This is a genomic window from Micromonospora sp. NPDC048040 (assembly GCF_055587185.1).
In genome coordinates, this window is the sequence record NZ_JBVJGT010000003.1 from 64,262 (window position 1) to 78,847 (window position 14,586).

Annotated in this window: 13 protein-coding genes and 1 tRNA gene; 9 read left to right on the forward strand and 5 right to left on the reverse strand. The window is 72.1% G+C overall.

All coding sequences use genetic code 11. The annotated features are described in order from the left end of the window. Positions 1-42 precede the first annotated feature (42 nt). Positions 43-1,320, reverse strand: coding sequence for an MFS transporter (locus tag ACZ6O2_RS04835; RefSeq protein WP_466022026.1), 1,278 nt, complete (start codon positions 1,318-1,320; stop codon positions 43-45). Further along, entirely contained in the window at positions 1,317-2,648 is a 1,332-nt protein-coding gene (locus ACZ6O2_RS04840) for a GH1 family beta-glucosidase (RefSeq protein WP_350707747.1), read from the reverse strand. The genes ACZ6O2_RS04835 and ACZ6O2_RS04840 overlap by 4 nt, the downstream gene beginning before the upstream one ends. Positions 2,649-2,835: 187 nt before the next feature. On the opposite strand from ACZ6O2_RS04840, the gene ACZ6O2_RS04845 reads away from it, so the two are divergent. Next, positions 2,836-3,285 carry an SRPBCC family protein gene (locus ACZ6O2_RS04845; RefSeq protein ID WP_350707749.1) on the forward strand — a complete coding sequence of 150 codons (450 nt, stop codon included), beginning with the start codon at positions 2,836-2,838 and terminating at the stop codon, positions 3,283-3,285. A 137-nt stretch (positions 3,286-3,422) separates the two neighbouring features. Here ACZ6O2_RS04845 and aceE read toward each other — a convergent pair whose 3' ends face one another. Beyond that, a complete protein-coding gene (gene aceE / locus ACZ6O2_RS04850) occupies positions 3,423-6,161 on the reverse strand; it encodes a pyruvate dehydrogenase (acetyl-transferring), homodimeric type (RefSeq protein WP_466022027.1) in 2,739 nt (912 codons plus the stop codon). 213 nt (positions 6,162-6,374) lie between these two features. Between aceE and ACZ6O2_RS04855 the strand changes: the two genes are divergently transcribed. Together ACZ6O2_RS04855 and ACZ6O2_RS04860 are read left to right on the forward strand one after the other, a co-directional pair. Next, positions 6,375-6,767, forward strand: coding sequence for a hypothetical protein (locus ACZ6O2_RS04855; protein ID WP_466022028.1), 393 nt, complete (start codon positions 6,375-6,377; stop codon positions 6,765-6,767). 26 nt (positions 6,768-6,793) lie between these two features. Further along, positions 6,794-7,198: a YjbQ family protein gene (locus tag ACZ6O2_RS04860; protein WP_466022029.1), complete on the forward strand. Its 405-nt coding sequence runs from the start codon at positions 6,794-6,796 to the stop codon at positions 7,196-7,198. A gap of 57 nt (positions 7,199-7,255) precedes the next feature. Here the strand turns inward: ACZ6O2_RS04860 and ACZ6O2_RS04865 are convergent, their stop codons facing one another. After that, entirely contained in the window at positions 7,256-7,840 is a 585-nt protein-coding gene (locus ACZ6O2_RS04865; protein ID WP_466022030.1) for an NADPH-dependent FMN reductase, read from the reverse strand. 94 nt (positions 7,841-7,934) lie between these two features. Here ACZ6O2_RS04865 and ACZ6O2_RS04870 point away from each other — a divergent pair, with 94 nt between their 5' ends. From ACZ6O2_RS04870 to ACZ6O2_RS04895, 6 genes are all read left to right on the forward strand, one after another. Further along, positions 7,935-8,417, forward strand: a complete 483-nt coding sequence (locus ACZ6O2_RS04870; RefSeq protein WP_466022031.1) for a MarR family winged helix-turn-helix transcriptional regulator — start codon at positions 7,935-7,937, stop codon at positions 8,415-8,417. Positions 8,418-8,468: 51 nt separating this feature from the next. After that, positions 8,469-10,949: a transketolase C-terminal domain-containing protein gene (locus ACZ6O2_RS04875; RefSeq protein WP_466022032.1), complete on the forward strand. Its 2,481-nt coding sequence runs from the start codon at positions 8,469-8,471 to the stop codon at positions 10,947-10,949. Positions 10,950-11,059: 110 nt separating this feature from the next. Beyond that, positions 11,060-11,497 (forward strand): DUF3052 domain-containing protein, encoded by a 438-nt coding sequence (locus ACZ6O2_RS04880; RefSeq protein ID WP_350707762.1) that lies wholly within the window; start codon positions 11,060-11,062, stop codon positions 11,495-11,497. Between the two features lie 80 nt (positions 11,498-11,577). Then, on the forward strand, positions 11,578-12,045 hold the full coding sequence (locus tag ACZ6O2_RS04885; protein ID WP_091104391.1) for a peroxiredoxin: 468 nt from the start codon (positions 11,578-11,580) through the stop codon (positions 12,043-12,045). Between the two features lie 80 nt (positions 12,046-12,125). Then, a tRNA-Val gene (locus tag ACZ6O2_RS04890) sits at positions 12,126-12,197 on the forward strand. 294 nt (positions 12,198-12,491) lie between these two features. Next, positions 12,492-13,406: a hypothetical protein gene (locus ACZ6O2_RS04895; protein ID WP_466022033.1), complete on the forward strand. Its 915-nt coding sequence runs from the start codon at positions 12,492-12,494 to the stop codon at positions 13,404-13,406. Positions 13,407-13,681: 275 nt separating this feature from the next. On the opposite strand, the gene ACZ6O2_RS04900 is transcribed toward ACZ6O2_RS04895, so the two are convergent. After that, the coding region (locus ACZ6O2_RS04900) for a peptidoglycan DD-metalloendopeptidase family protein (protein WP_466022034.1) at positions 13,682-14,586 on the reverse strand (905 nt) is incomplete at its 5' end.

Genomic DNA, 14,586 nt, shown 5'->3' on the forward strand with positions numbered 1-14,586 from the left:
AGCCTACGGCGGCGCGCGACCGGATTCGGCCAGGGGTACGCCTCAGGGCACCGAGCGGATCTTCAGCACCAGCACGCTGCCCAGCACGGTGACCGCGGCGGTGACCGCGTAGAGCGCCGGATAGCCGCCGAGGTGCACCACGAGCGGGGCGGAGATCGCCGGCCCGAGCACCTGCGGGGCCGAGTTGGCGATGTTGATGACCCCGAGGTCCTTGGCCCGGTCCGCCGCGGCCGGTAGCACCTGGGTGATGAGCGCGGCGTCGACCGACAGGTAGACCCCGTAGCCGGCGCCCAGCAGCAGCGCGGCGGCCACCGCCACCGGCCAGACCGGCGCGACGGCGAGCAGCAGCGCGGCGACGGCCATGATTCCGCCGGCGGTGATCACGAAGACCTTGCGCCGGCCGGAGCGGTCCGACAGCCGGCCGGCCACCACGGCGGTGGCCGCCAGGCCGGCCGTGTAGAGCAGGATCAGCACCAGCAGGCCGCCCTCGGGGTCGGCGTGGCGCACCTCGTCGGTGAGGAAGTAGAGCAGGTAGAGCGTGCCGAGCGCGTTGCCGAGCTGGACCAGGAACCGGGTGATCCAGGCCCAGCCGAAGTCGGGGTGGCGACGGGGTGACACCCACATCGCGGCGAGCAGGGCGCGCGGTCGCAGCGCCGGGCGGTGCGCCCGGGGCAGCGGGTCGTCGGCGGTGAGCAGCGCGAAGGGCAGGGACAGCAGCAGCACCGCGGCGGCCACCGCCAGGTAGCCGGCGGCGGTGCCGGTGACCAGTGCGGTGACCAGCACCACCCCGAGCACCAGCCCCAACGCCTGGGGGATGCCCACCCAGCCGGAGACACCGCCCCGCTGGGCGACGGGCACCCGGTCCGGCACGGCGGCGGTCAGGCTGGCCAGCATCGCGTTGAAGCAGACCTGGGCGGCGACCCAGCCGAGCGCGACCCCGGCGACGGTGCGTTGCTGGGCCAGCAGCACCAGGGCCGCCGCGCCGAGCACCGCGCCGCCGGCGGTCCAGACGTGCCGGCGGCCGAACTCCCGCCCGGCCAGCCGCGGGCAGGTCCGGTCCGACAGCGCCCCGGCGAGGGGGTTGGCGAGCACCGCGGCGAGCGCGCCGAACCCGGTGACCACCGCGAGCATGGCCTCCTTGTCCGCCGGCGCGATCCGTTCCACCTGCTGCGGCAGCAGCACCTGGATCGGGGTGAAGAACGCCATCCAGACCCCGAGGTTCGCGGCGAAGACCAGCGCGACCCAGCTCCGCCGGACCGGCACGGTCGGTTCGGCGAGCGCCGCCGGCAGCGACCCGGGCGTCGGGTCGACGGTGGTCACGGCCGGCTGATCAGGTCGCGGAACCAGGCATACGAGGACTTGGGCGTACGGGCCTGCGTGTCGAAGTCGACGTGCACCAGGCCGAAGCGCTTGGTGAAACCCTCCGCCCACTCCCAGTTGTCCAGCAGGGACCAGACGAAGTAGCCGGTCACGTCCACGCCGTCGGCCATCGCGGCGCGCACCGCGCGCAGGTGCCCGTCGAGGTACGCGATCCGTTCCGGATCGTGCACCCGGCCGTCGGCGTCGGGCACGTCGTCGTACGCGCAGCCGCTCTCGGTGACCTGGATCGGCGGCAGGTCGTCGCCGTACGTGCGGTGCAGCCAGCCGAGCAGCTCACGCAGCCCGTCGGGGGCGACCGGCCAGTCGAACGCGGTGCGCGGGTACCCGTCCAGCGGCACCAGCTCGAACGGCAGCGGCGAGCCCTCGTCCGGGGCGCGTACGCCGGTCGGGTTGTAGTAGTTGACCCCGAGCACGTCGATCGGGGCGGCGACGACGGCCAGGTCACCGTCGCGCACCACGGTCTCGTCGAAGCCGAGCCCGACCGGGTAGCCCCGGCCGAGGAGCGGGTCGGTGAAGAGGCGGTTGTGCAGCGCCTCGTACGCCGCGCCCGCCGCCCGGTCGGCGTCGCTGTCGCCGGCCGGCCGCACGGGCGAGTAGTTGTTGGCGATGGCGACCGGGCTCGTGGTGCGTGCCCGCAGCGCCGCGACGGCGAGGCCGTGGCCGAGGAGCTGGTGGTGGGCGACCGGGAACGCGTCGAAGAGCAGCGTCCGCCCGGGGGCGTGCTCGCCCGTGCCGTGGCCGAGGCTCATGTGGATGAACGGCTCGTTGAGGGTGATCCAGAGCTTCACCCGGTCGCCGAGGCGGGCGGCGGTGGCGTCGGCGTACTCGGCGAACCGGTGGGCGGTGTCCCGGGCGAGCCAGCCGCCGGCGTCCTCCAGGGGCTGGGGCAGGTCCCAGTGGAAGAGGGTGGCGACCGGGTCGATGTCGTGGGCCAGCAGGTCGTCGACCAGGCGGTCGTAGAAGTCCAGCCCGGCGGCGTTGACCGGACCGTCGCCGGTGGGCCGCACCCGGGGCCAGGCGACGGAGAAGCGGTACGCCGAGACGCCCAGCCCGGCCAGCAGCGCGACGTCCTCCGCGTGCCGGTGGTAGTGGTCGCAGGCCACGTCGCCGGTGCTGCCGTCGGCGATGCGGCCGGGGTCGTGGGCGAAGGTGTCCCAGATGGACGGGCCGCGCCCGTCCTCGCCGACGCCGCCCTCGATCTGGTAGGCGGAGGTGGACACTCCCCAGCGGAATCCGGCGGGGAACTCGGGCATCGCTGCGGTCGACATGCGCCCTCCCGTCGTACGTGAATCGTATTCGCGACTCTAGGGGTCGGCCGGGCGATGCGCCATAGGCCGTACGACGCCGTGGCGCAATGGATTTCGGCGTGTCTTTTTCCGAACCCGTCCAGGTACGTCCAAATTTGCGCATAGAGTGCCGATATCGTGGGATGTCCTCACTGGAGGAAAGACGGAAATGATCCTCGTGGAACGCAGTGCGCACGTGATGGCGCCAGTGGAAGCGGTCTGGAACGTCGTGCAGCGGGCCGAGCAGTTGCCGGCCTGGCTGGCGGGGGTCCGTGCGGCCGAGGTGCTCTCGGGAGAGGGCTTCGGGCGGCGACAACTGGTCCAGGCCGGCCGTGGCGCGGCGCATGAGGCCGAGGTGATCGCCTACCAGGAGCCGACCCTGATCGGCTGGCGCGAACGCGCCAAGGGCGCCGGTGCCCGGGCGGAGGCGCGCACCGAGATCTACGTCCAGCTCACCGCCGACGACGAGGAGGAGGGCGGGACGATCGTGCGGCTCATCGTCGTCCGGTGGCCCGCCGGTCCGGTCAAGGCGGCCCTGCTCCGCCTCGGCCTGCGCAGGGTCGGCGCCGACCTGGAGGACTCGCTCGCCCGGCTGACCGACCTGGCCGCCGTCGGCTGACCGGGCCGGTCCTGGCGTCGCCCGCGCGACGATGGTGGCCCGGTGTCCCCGCCAGGGACTCCGGGCCACCACCGTTCGTCCCCCAGGCACGACGAAGGGCCCGGCGCGGATGCGCCGGGCCCTTCGTCGCGGACGACCTAGCTGTCGCCGCCGGTCTCGCCGACCGGGGCGGCGTTGACGTCCTCGATGGCGTACTTCTTGGCCGCCTCGGCGGGGACGTTCGCCGGCACCGCGCCGCGCAGGGCGAGCTGCCGCAGCGTCGCCACCGCCACGGACTCGGCGTCGACGTGGAAGTGCCGGCGCAGGGCGTGCCGGGTGTCGGACATGCCGAACCCGTCCGTGCCGAGCGAGGTGTAGTCCCCGGGCACCCAGCGGGCGATCAGGTCCGGCACCGCGCGCATCCAGTCGCTGACCGCGACCTTCGGCCCGTCGGCGTCGGCCAGCTTCCGCGCCACGTACGGCACCCGCTGCTCCGCGCCCGGGTTGAGCAGGTTGTGCTCCTCGCACTCCACCGCGTCGCGGCGCAGCTCCGTCCAGGAGGTCACCGACCAGACGTCGGCGGCCACGCCCCAGTCCTGGGCGAGCAGCTGCTGCGCCTTGAGCGCCCACTGCATGCCCGTGCCGGAGGCCAGGATGTTCGCCTTCGGGCCGTCCACCTGCGGGGCCGGCGCGTAGCGGTAGATGCCCTTGAGGATCCCCTCGACGTCCACGCCCGCCGGCTCCGCCGGCTGCAGGATCGGCTCGTTGTAGACCGTCAGGTAGTAGAAGACGTTCTCCTGGGCGTCGCCGTACATCCGGTGCAGGCCGTTCTCCAGGATGTGCGCGATCTCGAACGCGAACGCCGGATCGTACGCGACCACCGCCGGGTTGGTGGCGGCGATCAGGAGCGAGTGGCCGTCCTCGTGCTGGAGCCCCTCACCGTTGAGCGTGGTGCGGCCGGCGGTGGCGCCGAGCAGGAAGCCCCGGGCCATCTGGTCGGCGGCGGCCCACAGCCCGTCGGCGGTGCGCTGGAACCCGAACATCGAATAGAAGATGTACATCGGGATCATCGGCTCGTCGTGCGTCGCGTACGACGAACCCGCCGCGGTGAACGAGGCGACCGAGCCGGCCTCGTTGATGCCCTCGTGCAGGATCTGCCCGCCGGTGGCCTCCTTGTACGACAGGAACAGCTCCCGGTCGACGGAGGTGTAGCGCTGGCCGTGCGGCGAGTAGATCTTCTGCGTGGGGAAGAGCGAGTCCATGCCGAAGGTGCGGGCCTCGTCCGGGATGATCGGCACCCAGCGCTTGCCGAACTCCTTGTCCTTCATCACGTCCTTGAGCAGGCGGACGAAGGCCATGGTGGTGGCCACCTTCTGCTTGCCCGAGCCGCGCTTGACGTCGGCGAAGCGCTCCGGGCCCGGGATGGCCAGCCGCTTGCTGCCCGGCCGCCGCGACGGCAGGTAGCCGCCGAGCTGCTGGCGCCGCTCCTTGAGGTAGGCGATCTCGTCGGACTTCTCGCCCGGGTGGTAGTACGGCGGCAGGTAGGGGTTGTCCTCCAGCGCCTTGTCCGGGATGTCCAGGTAGAGCCGGTCGCGGAAGGTCTTCAGGTCCTCCAGCGTCAGCTTCTTCATCTGGTGCGTGGCGTTGCGGCCCTCGAAGTGCGAGCCCAGCGTCCAGCCCTTGATCGTCTTGGCCAGGATCACGGTCGGCTGGCCGGTGTGCTCCATCGCCGCCTTGTAGGCCGCGTAGAGCTTGCGGTAGTCGTGCCCGCCCCGCTTGAGGTTCCAGATCTCGTCGTCGCTGAGGTCCTCGACCATCTTGCGGGTCCGCTGGTCGCGGCCGAAGAAGTGCTCCCGGACGTACGCCCCGGACTCCGCCTTGTAGGTCTGGTAGTCGCCGTCGGGCGTGGTGTTCATCAGGTTGACCAGCGCGCCGTCGGTGTCCGCCGCCAGCAGCGGGTCCCACTCGCGGCCCCAGACCACCTTGATGACGTTCCAGCCGGCGCCCCGGAAGAACGCCTCCAGCTCCTGCATGACCTTGCCGTTGCCCCGCACCGGACCGTCGAGCCGCTGGAGGTTGCAGTTGATCACGAAGGTGAGGTTGTCCAGCTCCTCGCGGGCGGCCACGCCGATCGCGCCGAGCGTCTCCGGCTCGTCCATCTCGCCGTCGCCCAGGTACGCCCATACGTGCTGGTCCGAGGTGTCCTTGATGCCCCGGTGGTGCAGGTAGCGGTTGAACCGCGCCTGGTAGATCGCGTTCAGGCCGCCCAGGCCCATGGAGACCGTGGGGAACTCCCAGAAGTCCGGCATCAGCCGCGGGTGCGGGTACGACGGCAGGCCGCCACCCGGGTGGGACAACTCCTGGCGGAAGCCGTCGAGCTGGTGCTCGGTCAGCCGCCCCTCGAGGAACGCCCGCGCGTACATGCCGGGGGAGGCGTGGCCCTGGTAGAAGATGTGGTCGCCGCCGCCCGGGTGGTTCTTGCCCCGGAAGAAGTGGTTGAAGCCCACCTCGTAGAGGGAGGCGGAGCTGGCGAAGGTGGAGATGTGCCCGCCGACGCCGATCTCGGGGCGCTGCGCCCGGTGCACGAGCATGGCCGCGTTCCACCGGACGTACGCCCGGATCCGCCGCTCCACGTGCTCGTCACCCGGGAACCACGGCTCGCGCTCCGGCGGGATGGTGTTGATGTAGTCGGTGGTGGTCAGCGACGGCACCCCGACCTGGCGCTCGCGGGCCCGCTCCAGCAGGCGCAGCATGACATAGCGGGCGCGCTTGGTTCCGCGCTCGTCGATGACACCATCGAGCGACTCGACCCATTCGCTGGTCTCTCCAGGGTCGATGTCCGGAAGCTGGCTCGGCAGACCAGCGGTGATCACCGGGCGCTTGCGTTCCGTAGCCACAGGCGTTCCCTCGGTTCTGTGTGGGATAGGTCTCTAGCGTCATCCTGCCCCCTGGTGGCACCCGCCGTCACGCCCACCGCCCCGAGACGCGACGCTGAACACAGGTACCCGTCGGTAACTTTCTGCGACCGGCGGTCCCGCCCGGTCGCCCCGGCGGTCCGGACCGCCGGTCGCCCACCGGGCGGACTTGTCCGGCCTCCCTACCCTGCCGGCATGAGATGGCGACCGGTGGTGATCGGCGGGACGATGACCGCCGTCGGGGTGGTCGGCACGGCGGTCGGCGGGGTGGCCGGCTGGCTCGTGTCACCGGGCGCGTTCATGATCGCGGCGCTGGGCGCGACCCTGGCGCTGCTCGGGGTCGGGCTGCTCCGGGACGCGCGGCGGCCGCGTGGCCGGCACCGCCCTCAGGGCGCGGCAGCGGGGTCGCTGTACGTCGGCCCGAGCGGGGACGTCGGCGCGGAGTACGGCGACCGTGACTACGGCCGGGACGGCGGGTCCGGCGGTGGTTGGTGGAGTGGGGGCGACTCCGGTGGCGGCTGGTCCGGTGGCGGCGACTCCGGTGGCGGCGACTCCGGTGGTGGCGACTCCGGTGGCGGCAGCTTCTGACCCGGCACTACGGCAGAATGCGACGTATGCGCAGTGAGGTGATCACGGTCCAGACCGGGTCCCGGCCGGCCGTCCGGGACATCACGGCGGAGGCCGAGCGGTTCGTCGCCGGCCAGGGCGACGGCCTGCTGCACGTCTTCGTGCCGCACGCCACGGCCGGGCTGGCGCTCATCGAGACCGGCTCGGGCTCCGACGACGACCTGCTCACCGCGCTCGACGACCTGCTGCCCACGGACGACCGCTGGCGGCACCGGCACGGCTCGCCCGGCCACGGGCGCGACCACGTGCTGCCGGCGTTCGTCCCCCCGTACGCGACGCTGCCCGTGTTGGACGGGCGGTTGGCGCTGGGCACCTGGCAGTCGCTCTGCCTGGTCGACCCCAACGGCGACAACCCCACCCGGACCGTCCGGTTCTCCTTCCTCCCCGGCTGACCGCCCCGCCCCGCACCGGGGCAGGGGCGGTGCCGGGTGGGCCTTCCGCGTCGCCGGTCAGGCGGCGGTGGCGAGCTGGGTGACGCGGACGCGGGTGACCAGCGCGTCGAGCAGGCCGCGGAGCAGCGCCTCGGTGGTCTCGTCCTTGACGGTGCCGTCGAGGGCCAGCTTCTCGTGCGCGTTCGTCACGATGATCTCCGGCTTGCTCAGCACGGCCGAGTCGGTCCAGAGGAAGAGCTGCCGGAGCTGGAGCTGGGCCCGTACGGTGCCCATGCCGGTCGGCGCCGCGCCCATGATGGCCACCGGTTTGTGCGCCAGGGGCGACACCCACGAGGTGATCGGGAAGCTCGGCCGGGACGCCCAGTCGAGCGCGTTCTTGAGCACGCCCGGCACGCCGTAGTTGTACTCCGGGGTGGCGATGAGCAGCGCGTCCGCCGCCGCGATCCGCTCCCGCAGGTCCGCCACGGGCGCGGGCGGCTCGGGTTCGACGTCCTCGCTGAAGGGCGGGATGGCGCCGAGGTGCTCGTACCGCTGGATGGTCATGCCCGCGGGGGCGAGGCGCTGCGCGGCCCGGATCAGCGCCGTGTTGAACGACGCCTCGCGCAGGCTGCCGGAGATGGCGAGGACCGAGAGGTCGGACATGCGGGAACTCCTCCGTCGGGTGCCCATCGCAATTTGCGTGAGCTGCTCGATAGTAGAGCTGCTCAACTATTGAACCGCAAGTAGGATGTGAGGCATGGCGCAGCACACCGACCTCCCCGCCCGTCCCGCTCCGGGCGACCGGCCCGAGCTGGCCGGCGACGTGGTGCGCCGGATCATGCACGTCGCCTCCGCGATGCGGCACCACCAGGACGTCGGGGTCGGCGCGCTGGGGCTCACCCCCGCCGCCGCCCGGGCGCTGCACGAGCTCGACCCCGACCGGCCGCTGCCGGCCCGGGACCTCGCCACGGTCCTCGGCTGCGACCGCTCCAACGTGACCGCCCTGGTCGACAAGCTGGAGCAGGCCGGGCTGGTCGAGCGGCGGATCGACCCGGCGGACCGGCGGCAGAAGACGCTGGTGGTGACCGACGAGGGCCGGCGGGTGCGGGCCCGGGTGCGGCAGGTCATGTCGGACTCCCGACTGCTCGCCGGGCTCACCGTCGACGAGCTGGCGAGCCTGCGCGAGCTGGTGTGGAAGGTCTCCGACGGCGGCTGCCCCGAGTCGTGCGGCGACGCCTGAACCGCCCCGCGTCGTTCGTGTCCGGGTGGGCGAGTCGGGCGCTCGTCGGTAATGCTGTCGGACGTGACCACCCCGCAAGATCTCGACGACCGGTTTCGGGAGGCGCTGGCCGCGCTGGCCGCCCCGCACCAGCCGCGTGACCCGGCGCGGCCGGTCACCGACGACGCGACGCTCACCGGCGCCCGGGTGCTGGACCTCTTCGACGCCCAGGTGACCAGCCGCCAGCTCGACCTGGCGGGGCGCTGGCTGCGCAGCTTCGGCGAGGGGTTCTACACGATCGGCTCCGCCGGCCACGAGGGGAACGCCGCGGTCGCCGCCGCCCTGCGCGCCACCGATCCGGCGCTGCTGCACTACCGCTCGGGCGCCTTCTACTGCGTCCGCGCCGGTCAGGCCGCCGACGCCGCCCGACCCGACCCGGCCGACCGGCCCGACCGGCCCACCGACGCCGACCCGGCACCCCCCGACGACGACGCCAGCCGCGCGGACGAGCCCGGCCCGGAGGAGCCGGCCGGCACGCCGCCGACCGCCGGGGCCGCCGCGGACCGGCCGCTCCCCCCTGGGTACGCCGAGGCGGCCCGCGACGTGCTGCGGGGGATGGTCGCCTCCAGCCGGGAGCCGATCGCTGGCGGGCGGCACAAGGTCTTCGGCCGGGCCGACCTGGCCGTCGTCCCGACCACCTCCACCATCGCCTCGCACCTGCCCCGCGCCGTCGGGATGGGGCTGGCCGTGGAACGCCTGCGCCGGCTGGACACGGCCGGCCGGCGCGCCGGGGAGGGGGTGCGGGTCGGCAGCGGCGGGGGAGCGGCGCACGCGCCCTGGCCGCCCGATGCCATCGTGGTCTGCTCGTTCGGCGACGCCTCGGTCAACCACGCCAGCGCCACCGCCGCGTTCAACACCGCCGGCTGGTACGACCACACCGGCCTGCGCATCCCGGTGCTCTTCGTCTGTGAGGACAACGGCCTCGGCATCAGCGTCCGCTCCCCGAAGGGGTGGGTGGAGACCGCGCTGCGGTCCAGGCCGGGCATCCGCTACTTCGCGGCCGACGGCGGCGACCTCGTGCGGGCGTACGAGGTGGCGGCCGAGGCGGCGGCCTGGGTCCGCCGGCACCGGCGCCCGGCCGTGCTGCACCTGTCGACGGTGCGGCTGATGGGGCACGCCGGCGCGGACGCCGAGACCGCGTACCGCGGCGCCGACGAGATCGCCGCCGACCTCGACCGGGATCCGCTGGTCGGCACCGCGCGGCTGCTGGTCGAGGCGGGCTTCGCGTCCGGCGACGAGCTGCTGGCCCGCTACGACGAGATCGGCTGGCAGGTGCGCCGGATCGCCGAGGAGGTGCTGGACGAGCCGAAGCTCGCCGCGCCGGCCGAGGTGGTGGCGCCGCTGGCCCCCCGCCGGCCGGTGCGGGTCGCCCGCGCGGTGGCGGACGCGGCGGCCCGGGCCAGCGGCCCCGGCGCCGGGGCGCGGGCGGAGGCGTTCGGCGGCAAGCCGCCCGAGCTGACCGGCCCGCTGACCCTGGCGCAGAGCATCAACGCCGCGCTCGCCGACGGGATGCTCGACCACCCGCAGATGGCCGTGTTCGGCGAGGACGTCGGGGCCAAGGGCGGCGTGTACGGGGTGACCAAGGGGCTGCGGGACCGGTTCGGCGCGGCCCGGGTCTTCGACACCCTGCTCGACGAGACCTCGATCCTCGGGCTGGGGCTCGGCGCCGGGCTGGCCGGGATGCTGCCCGTGCCGGAGATCCAGTACCTGGCGTACCTGCACAACGCCGAGGACCAGGTGCGCGGCGAGGCGGCGACCATGCAGTTCTTCTCGCAGGGGGCGTTCCGCAACCCGATGGTGGTGCGGGTGGCCGGGCTGGCGTACCAGGAGGGCTTCGGCGGGCACTTCCACAACGACAACTCGGTGGCCGTACTCCGGGACGTGCCGGGCCTGGTGATCGCGGTGCCGGCGCGGCCGGACGACGCCGCGCCCATGTTGCGCACCTGCCTGGCCAGCGCGGCGGTGGACGGCAGCGTCTGCGTCTTCCTGGAGCCGATCGCGCTCTACCACACCCGCGACCTCTACGCGGACGGCGACGGCGAGTGGCTGGCCCCCTATGCCGAGCCGGGCGCGTGGACCGGCGGGCACGTGCCGATCGGGCGGGCCCGGGTCTACGGGGTCGGCTCCGCCGAGGACGTCACGATCATCACATTCGGTAACGGGGTGCGGATGTCGCTACGCGCGGCGGCGACCCTCGCCGACGAGGGGATCGGCGCCCGGGTGGTGGATCTGCGCTGGCTCGCCCCGCTGCCGGTGGCGGACATCATCCGGGAGGCCGCCGCGACCGGCCGCGTGCTGGTGGTGGACGAGACGCGCCGGTCCGGCGGGGTGGGCGAGGGGGTGATCGCGGCCCTGGTCGACGCCGGATATGTCGGGGCGGCGCGGCGGGTAGCCGGAGTTGACTCGTTTGTACCATTAGGTCCGGCGGCGCGTCAGGTTCTGGTCTCCGAGGAAGCAATTACCCAGGGTGCCCGTACGCTGCTGGCACGGTAAATTCCGTTCCACCCGGTGCGCCACTTGCGCGGGGAGCCACAACTGTGTGGACTTGCCTGACGGCGTCGCACGACGCCGCCAGCAGGGATGAGATGAGGAGGCACGCGACAGTGAGCGCGACCGCTGGTCAGGCCGCCGACGGGGTACGCAGCCTGGCGGACCGGTTCGGGATCGAGCCGGGGATGGTCGTCATGGAGATGGGGTACGACGACGACGTCGACCAGGATCTCCGGGACGCCCTGACCGACCGCTGTGGAGAGCTGGTCGACGAGGACACCGACGAGGTGGTCGACGCGGTGCTGGTCTGGTATCGCGACGGCGACGGTGATCTCTTCGAGCTCCTCGTCGACGCCCTCGGCCCGCTGGCCGACAACGGTGTCGTGTGGCTGCTCACGCCCAAGGCCGGGCGCGAGGGGCACGTCGAGCCGAGCGAGATCGCCGAGTCCGCGCCCACCGCCGGCCTCCAGCAGACCTCGACCGTCAACGCCGGCCGGGACTGGAGCGGCGCCCGCCTCGTCCTGCGGCGCGGGGCCAAGGCCAAGAAGTAGGCGCCTCTGTGGCACCCGGCGGAGCCCACCGCCGGGTGTGGCAGGCTGGTGCCCATCCGACCCCATCCTGAGGAGCTCGCATGCCGATCGAGGTTGGCGCCGAGGCGCCGGACTTCGTGCTCAAGGACCAGAACAACCAGGAGGTCCGGCTCTCGGACTTCCGCGGCAAGCGCACCGTGCTGCTGGTCTTCTACCCGCTCGCCTTCACCGGCATCTGCCAGGGTGAGCTGTGCGAGGTGCGGGACAACCTCAACGAGTACGTCAACGACGACGTCCAGGTGCTCACCGTCAGCGTCGACTCGGTCTACGCCCACAAGATCTGGGCCGACCGGGAGGGCTACCAGTTCCCGCTGCTGGCCGACTTCTGGCCGCACGGCGCGGTGGCCCAGGCGTACGGCGTCTTCAACGACGTCGCCGGCATCGCCAACCGGGGCACCTTCGTCATCGACAAGGCGGGCGTGGTGCGCTTCGCCGAGATGAACATGCCGGGCGAGGCCCGCGACCAGCAGGGCTGGCGCAAGGCCCTGGCGGAGGCCGTCGCGGCCTGACCAGCCGGGCACACCGTACGACCGGGCCGGCGGGTGGCAGGGTAAGCTTGCTAGCCTCCGGCCCGCCGTACGGGCGTTCCGGGCGCGTAGCTCAGTGGGAGAGCACTCGCCTTACAAGCGAGGGGTCGCAGGTTCGAAACCTGCCGCGCCCACCCAACACCTTCATCGCCGACGTTGGCCCGAGATCTGCGTTGGCGAGTCACGGTCCGTGGTGGTTGCGGTAGGCCATCGCGCCTTCCATCGACCCGGGCGAGCCGAGCAGGTCCCGCCCGACCCGCCAACGTCCGTACGTGCGTCAAGGTCCGCTCGGCGTGGCGGGCCGGGCGGCGGTCCGCTCCCCAGACGGGCGGGTCGATGGCACACAGGATGCAGCGGCTGATCACTGTTCGGCCACGACGTCGGCTCGTGGACGGACGTGCCCTTCCGGGGCCTTTAGCATTCGCCGCATGTCACGCACCGGCAACCTGCGATGGCTCGTCTGGATCTTGGGCCCTCTGGCGGTGGCCGTGGCCCTGTTGGCCCAGTTGATGGCGGCGGTGTGGGGCGATCTCCTGCGGTTCGACCGAAGCTTCTGGGCCGGGCTGGACGGGGAGTGGCTTAACCTGTTGGCCACCATCACCGGCCTCGCAGCCCTGACGTCAGCACTCGGCGGCCTGGTGGCTTCCCGCTTGCTGTCCGGCGTGGTGAGGCGACTTGGCATCATCGCGTTGGTCGCTGCGGCGGGTCTGACCTCTGTTCCGTTCCTTCGCGGGAGGGCCGCCGACGCCCGTGACGTCAGCCTGGCGATTGGTGGGCCGGAGACCTCCGTGACCATCGCCCTGGCCGCCGGGCTCGTGTTGGGTGGCCTCACTGCTGGGGTCTTCCATGCCCGGAATGGACGTGCTCTGGCCACCGGCGTGGCGGTCACCATCGTCGCGGTGTGGGTGTTGGCCGCAGTTGCGACCAGGCTGCCGGTTCCCAAACTCGGACCCGCCGTTCAAGCGCCTCCGATCGGGATGCCCAGCGACATCTTCAGGACTGGCGAGTTGAAGCTGCTCGGCTGGCTTTCACTCCTTCCGGTTCCGTGGGCAGTGATCGGAGCCGCCTCAGCGATCGCCGCTAAGCGTTTCGCCGCTAGCCGAGCGACCGTCGTGCTCAGCGGCGTGCTCGGGGCAGTACTCGTTTCCCTCTCTTATTTCACGGCTCGTCCCAGCGGCGGCCCCTACACGGCCCACTCGACTGTCCAGAACGGTGCGTACGGCTACGCCCTCATGCTCATCGGTGGAGCACTCCTCGGAGCCACCCTTGCCAGCCGCGTCTCTGTCTGGGGCACACAGGAGGGCACCAGACAGCGTGAAACGTCGGCAACCAACCGCGAATAACGCGAGCTGAAGAGGGGCGCTGGCCAGGCGCCAGAGATAGCAACGGTGACAGCAACAGGGCCAAACGGATGGGGGCGAGGCCGGACAGCTGCGGAACGCTGGACGTCAAAGACGTGCACGGACCCCGCTGGACGGAGCGCCCAGAACTTACAAGCGAGGGTCGCCGGTTCGAAACCTGCCGCGCCCACCCATCACCACCAGGACCGACGCCGGCCCGAAGGGGCGCGGAGGCACCGGCAGGAACATGGCGAGGACCAGCTCGCGCCCGGCGGCGGTCAGGTGACGTTGTCCGATGTCACGGACGCCCCGGTCGCCGGCTGCTCGCAGTTCGCGCCGAAGGTGTGCGCCACGGACTGGCCCCAGTCCGTCGAGTCGGCCTGCACCTGGAAGTGCAGGTGCGGTGCGGTCGATCGGCCCGTGTTGCCTGAGAGCGCGATTGCCTGCCCCTGCGTCACCTGGTCGCCCACGTTCACGAGCACACCGTTGGCCTGGATATGGAAGTACCAGCTCGTGAATCCGCCGGCGTGGCGGAGCCGTACGGCGTTGCCCCAGTTCTGCAGGCTCCCGTTCGGGAACGGGGTGTTAGCCGGAGTGGTCGGCTGGTTGGGGTCGTAGGTCGTCGTCAGGTTCTCCTGGAGCCACTCGACGGTACCTTCGCGGGCGGCGCGGATCTCGGTGCCCGCGGGCAGGTCGAAGTCGAAAGCCCAAGATTGGCTGCCATTGTGGGAGCCGGCGGGGTTGTTGTTTCCTTGTCCAACTCTGTGAGCGACCCCGCCCTTCCACGGGTACCGGTAGGCGCCAACCGGATCTTCGGCGAGGTCGAGGCACGCAATCCTGAGCCCCTGCTGGAAGTACGCGCCGTCCTCGGTCCTGAAGTCGACAACGTGTCGCCGCGAACTCCACCACTGGGTGCCGTCCCCCGGACGCCACACTGCGGCGAGCCGCCCGTTATCGGTCGTCAGAGTGCCGAGGCGCAGCCCTTGGGCGAAGTAGGTCCGATCCCGGGCAGCGAAGTCGTCTTCCGACATGCCCCAGTGCACCCATTGTGTGCCGTCGCCGGGACGCCATACGGCGGCGAACTTCCCGTCCTTGATCAGGAGGGTGGTGATGCGGAGTCCTTGTGGGAAGTAGGTGGAGTCCTTGGCTTTGAAGTCGTCTTCCGACATGCCCCAGTGCACCC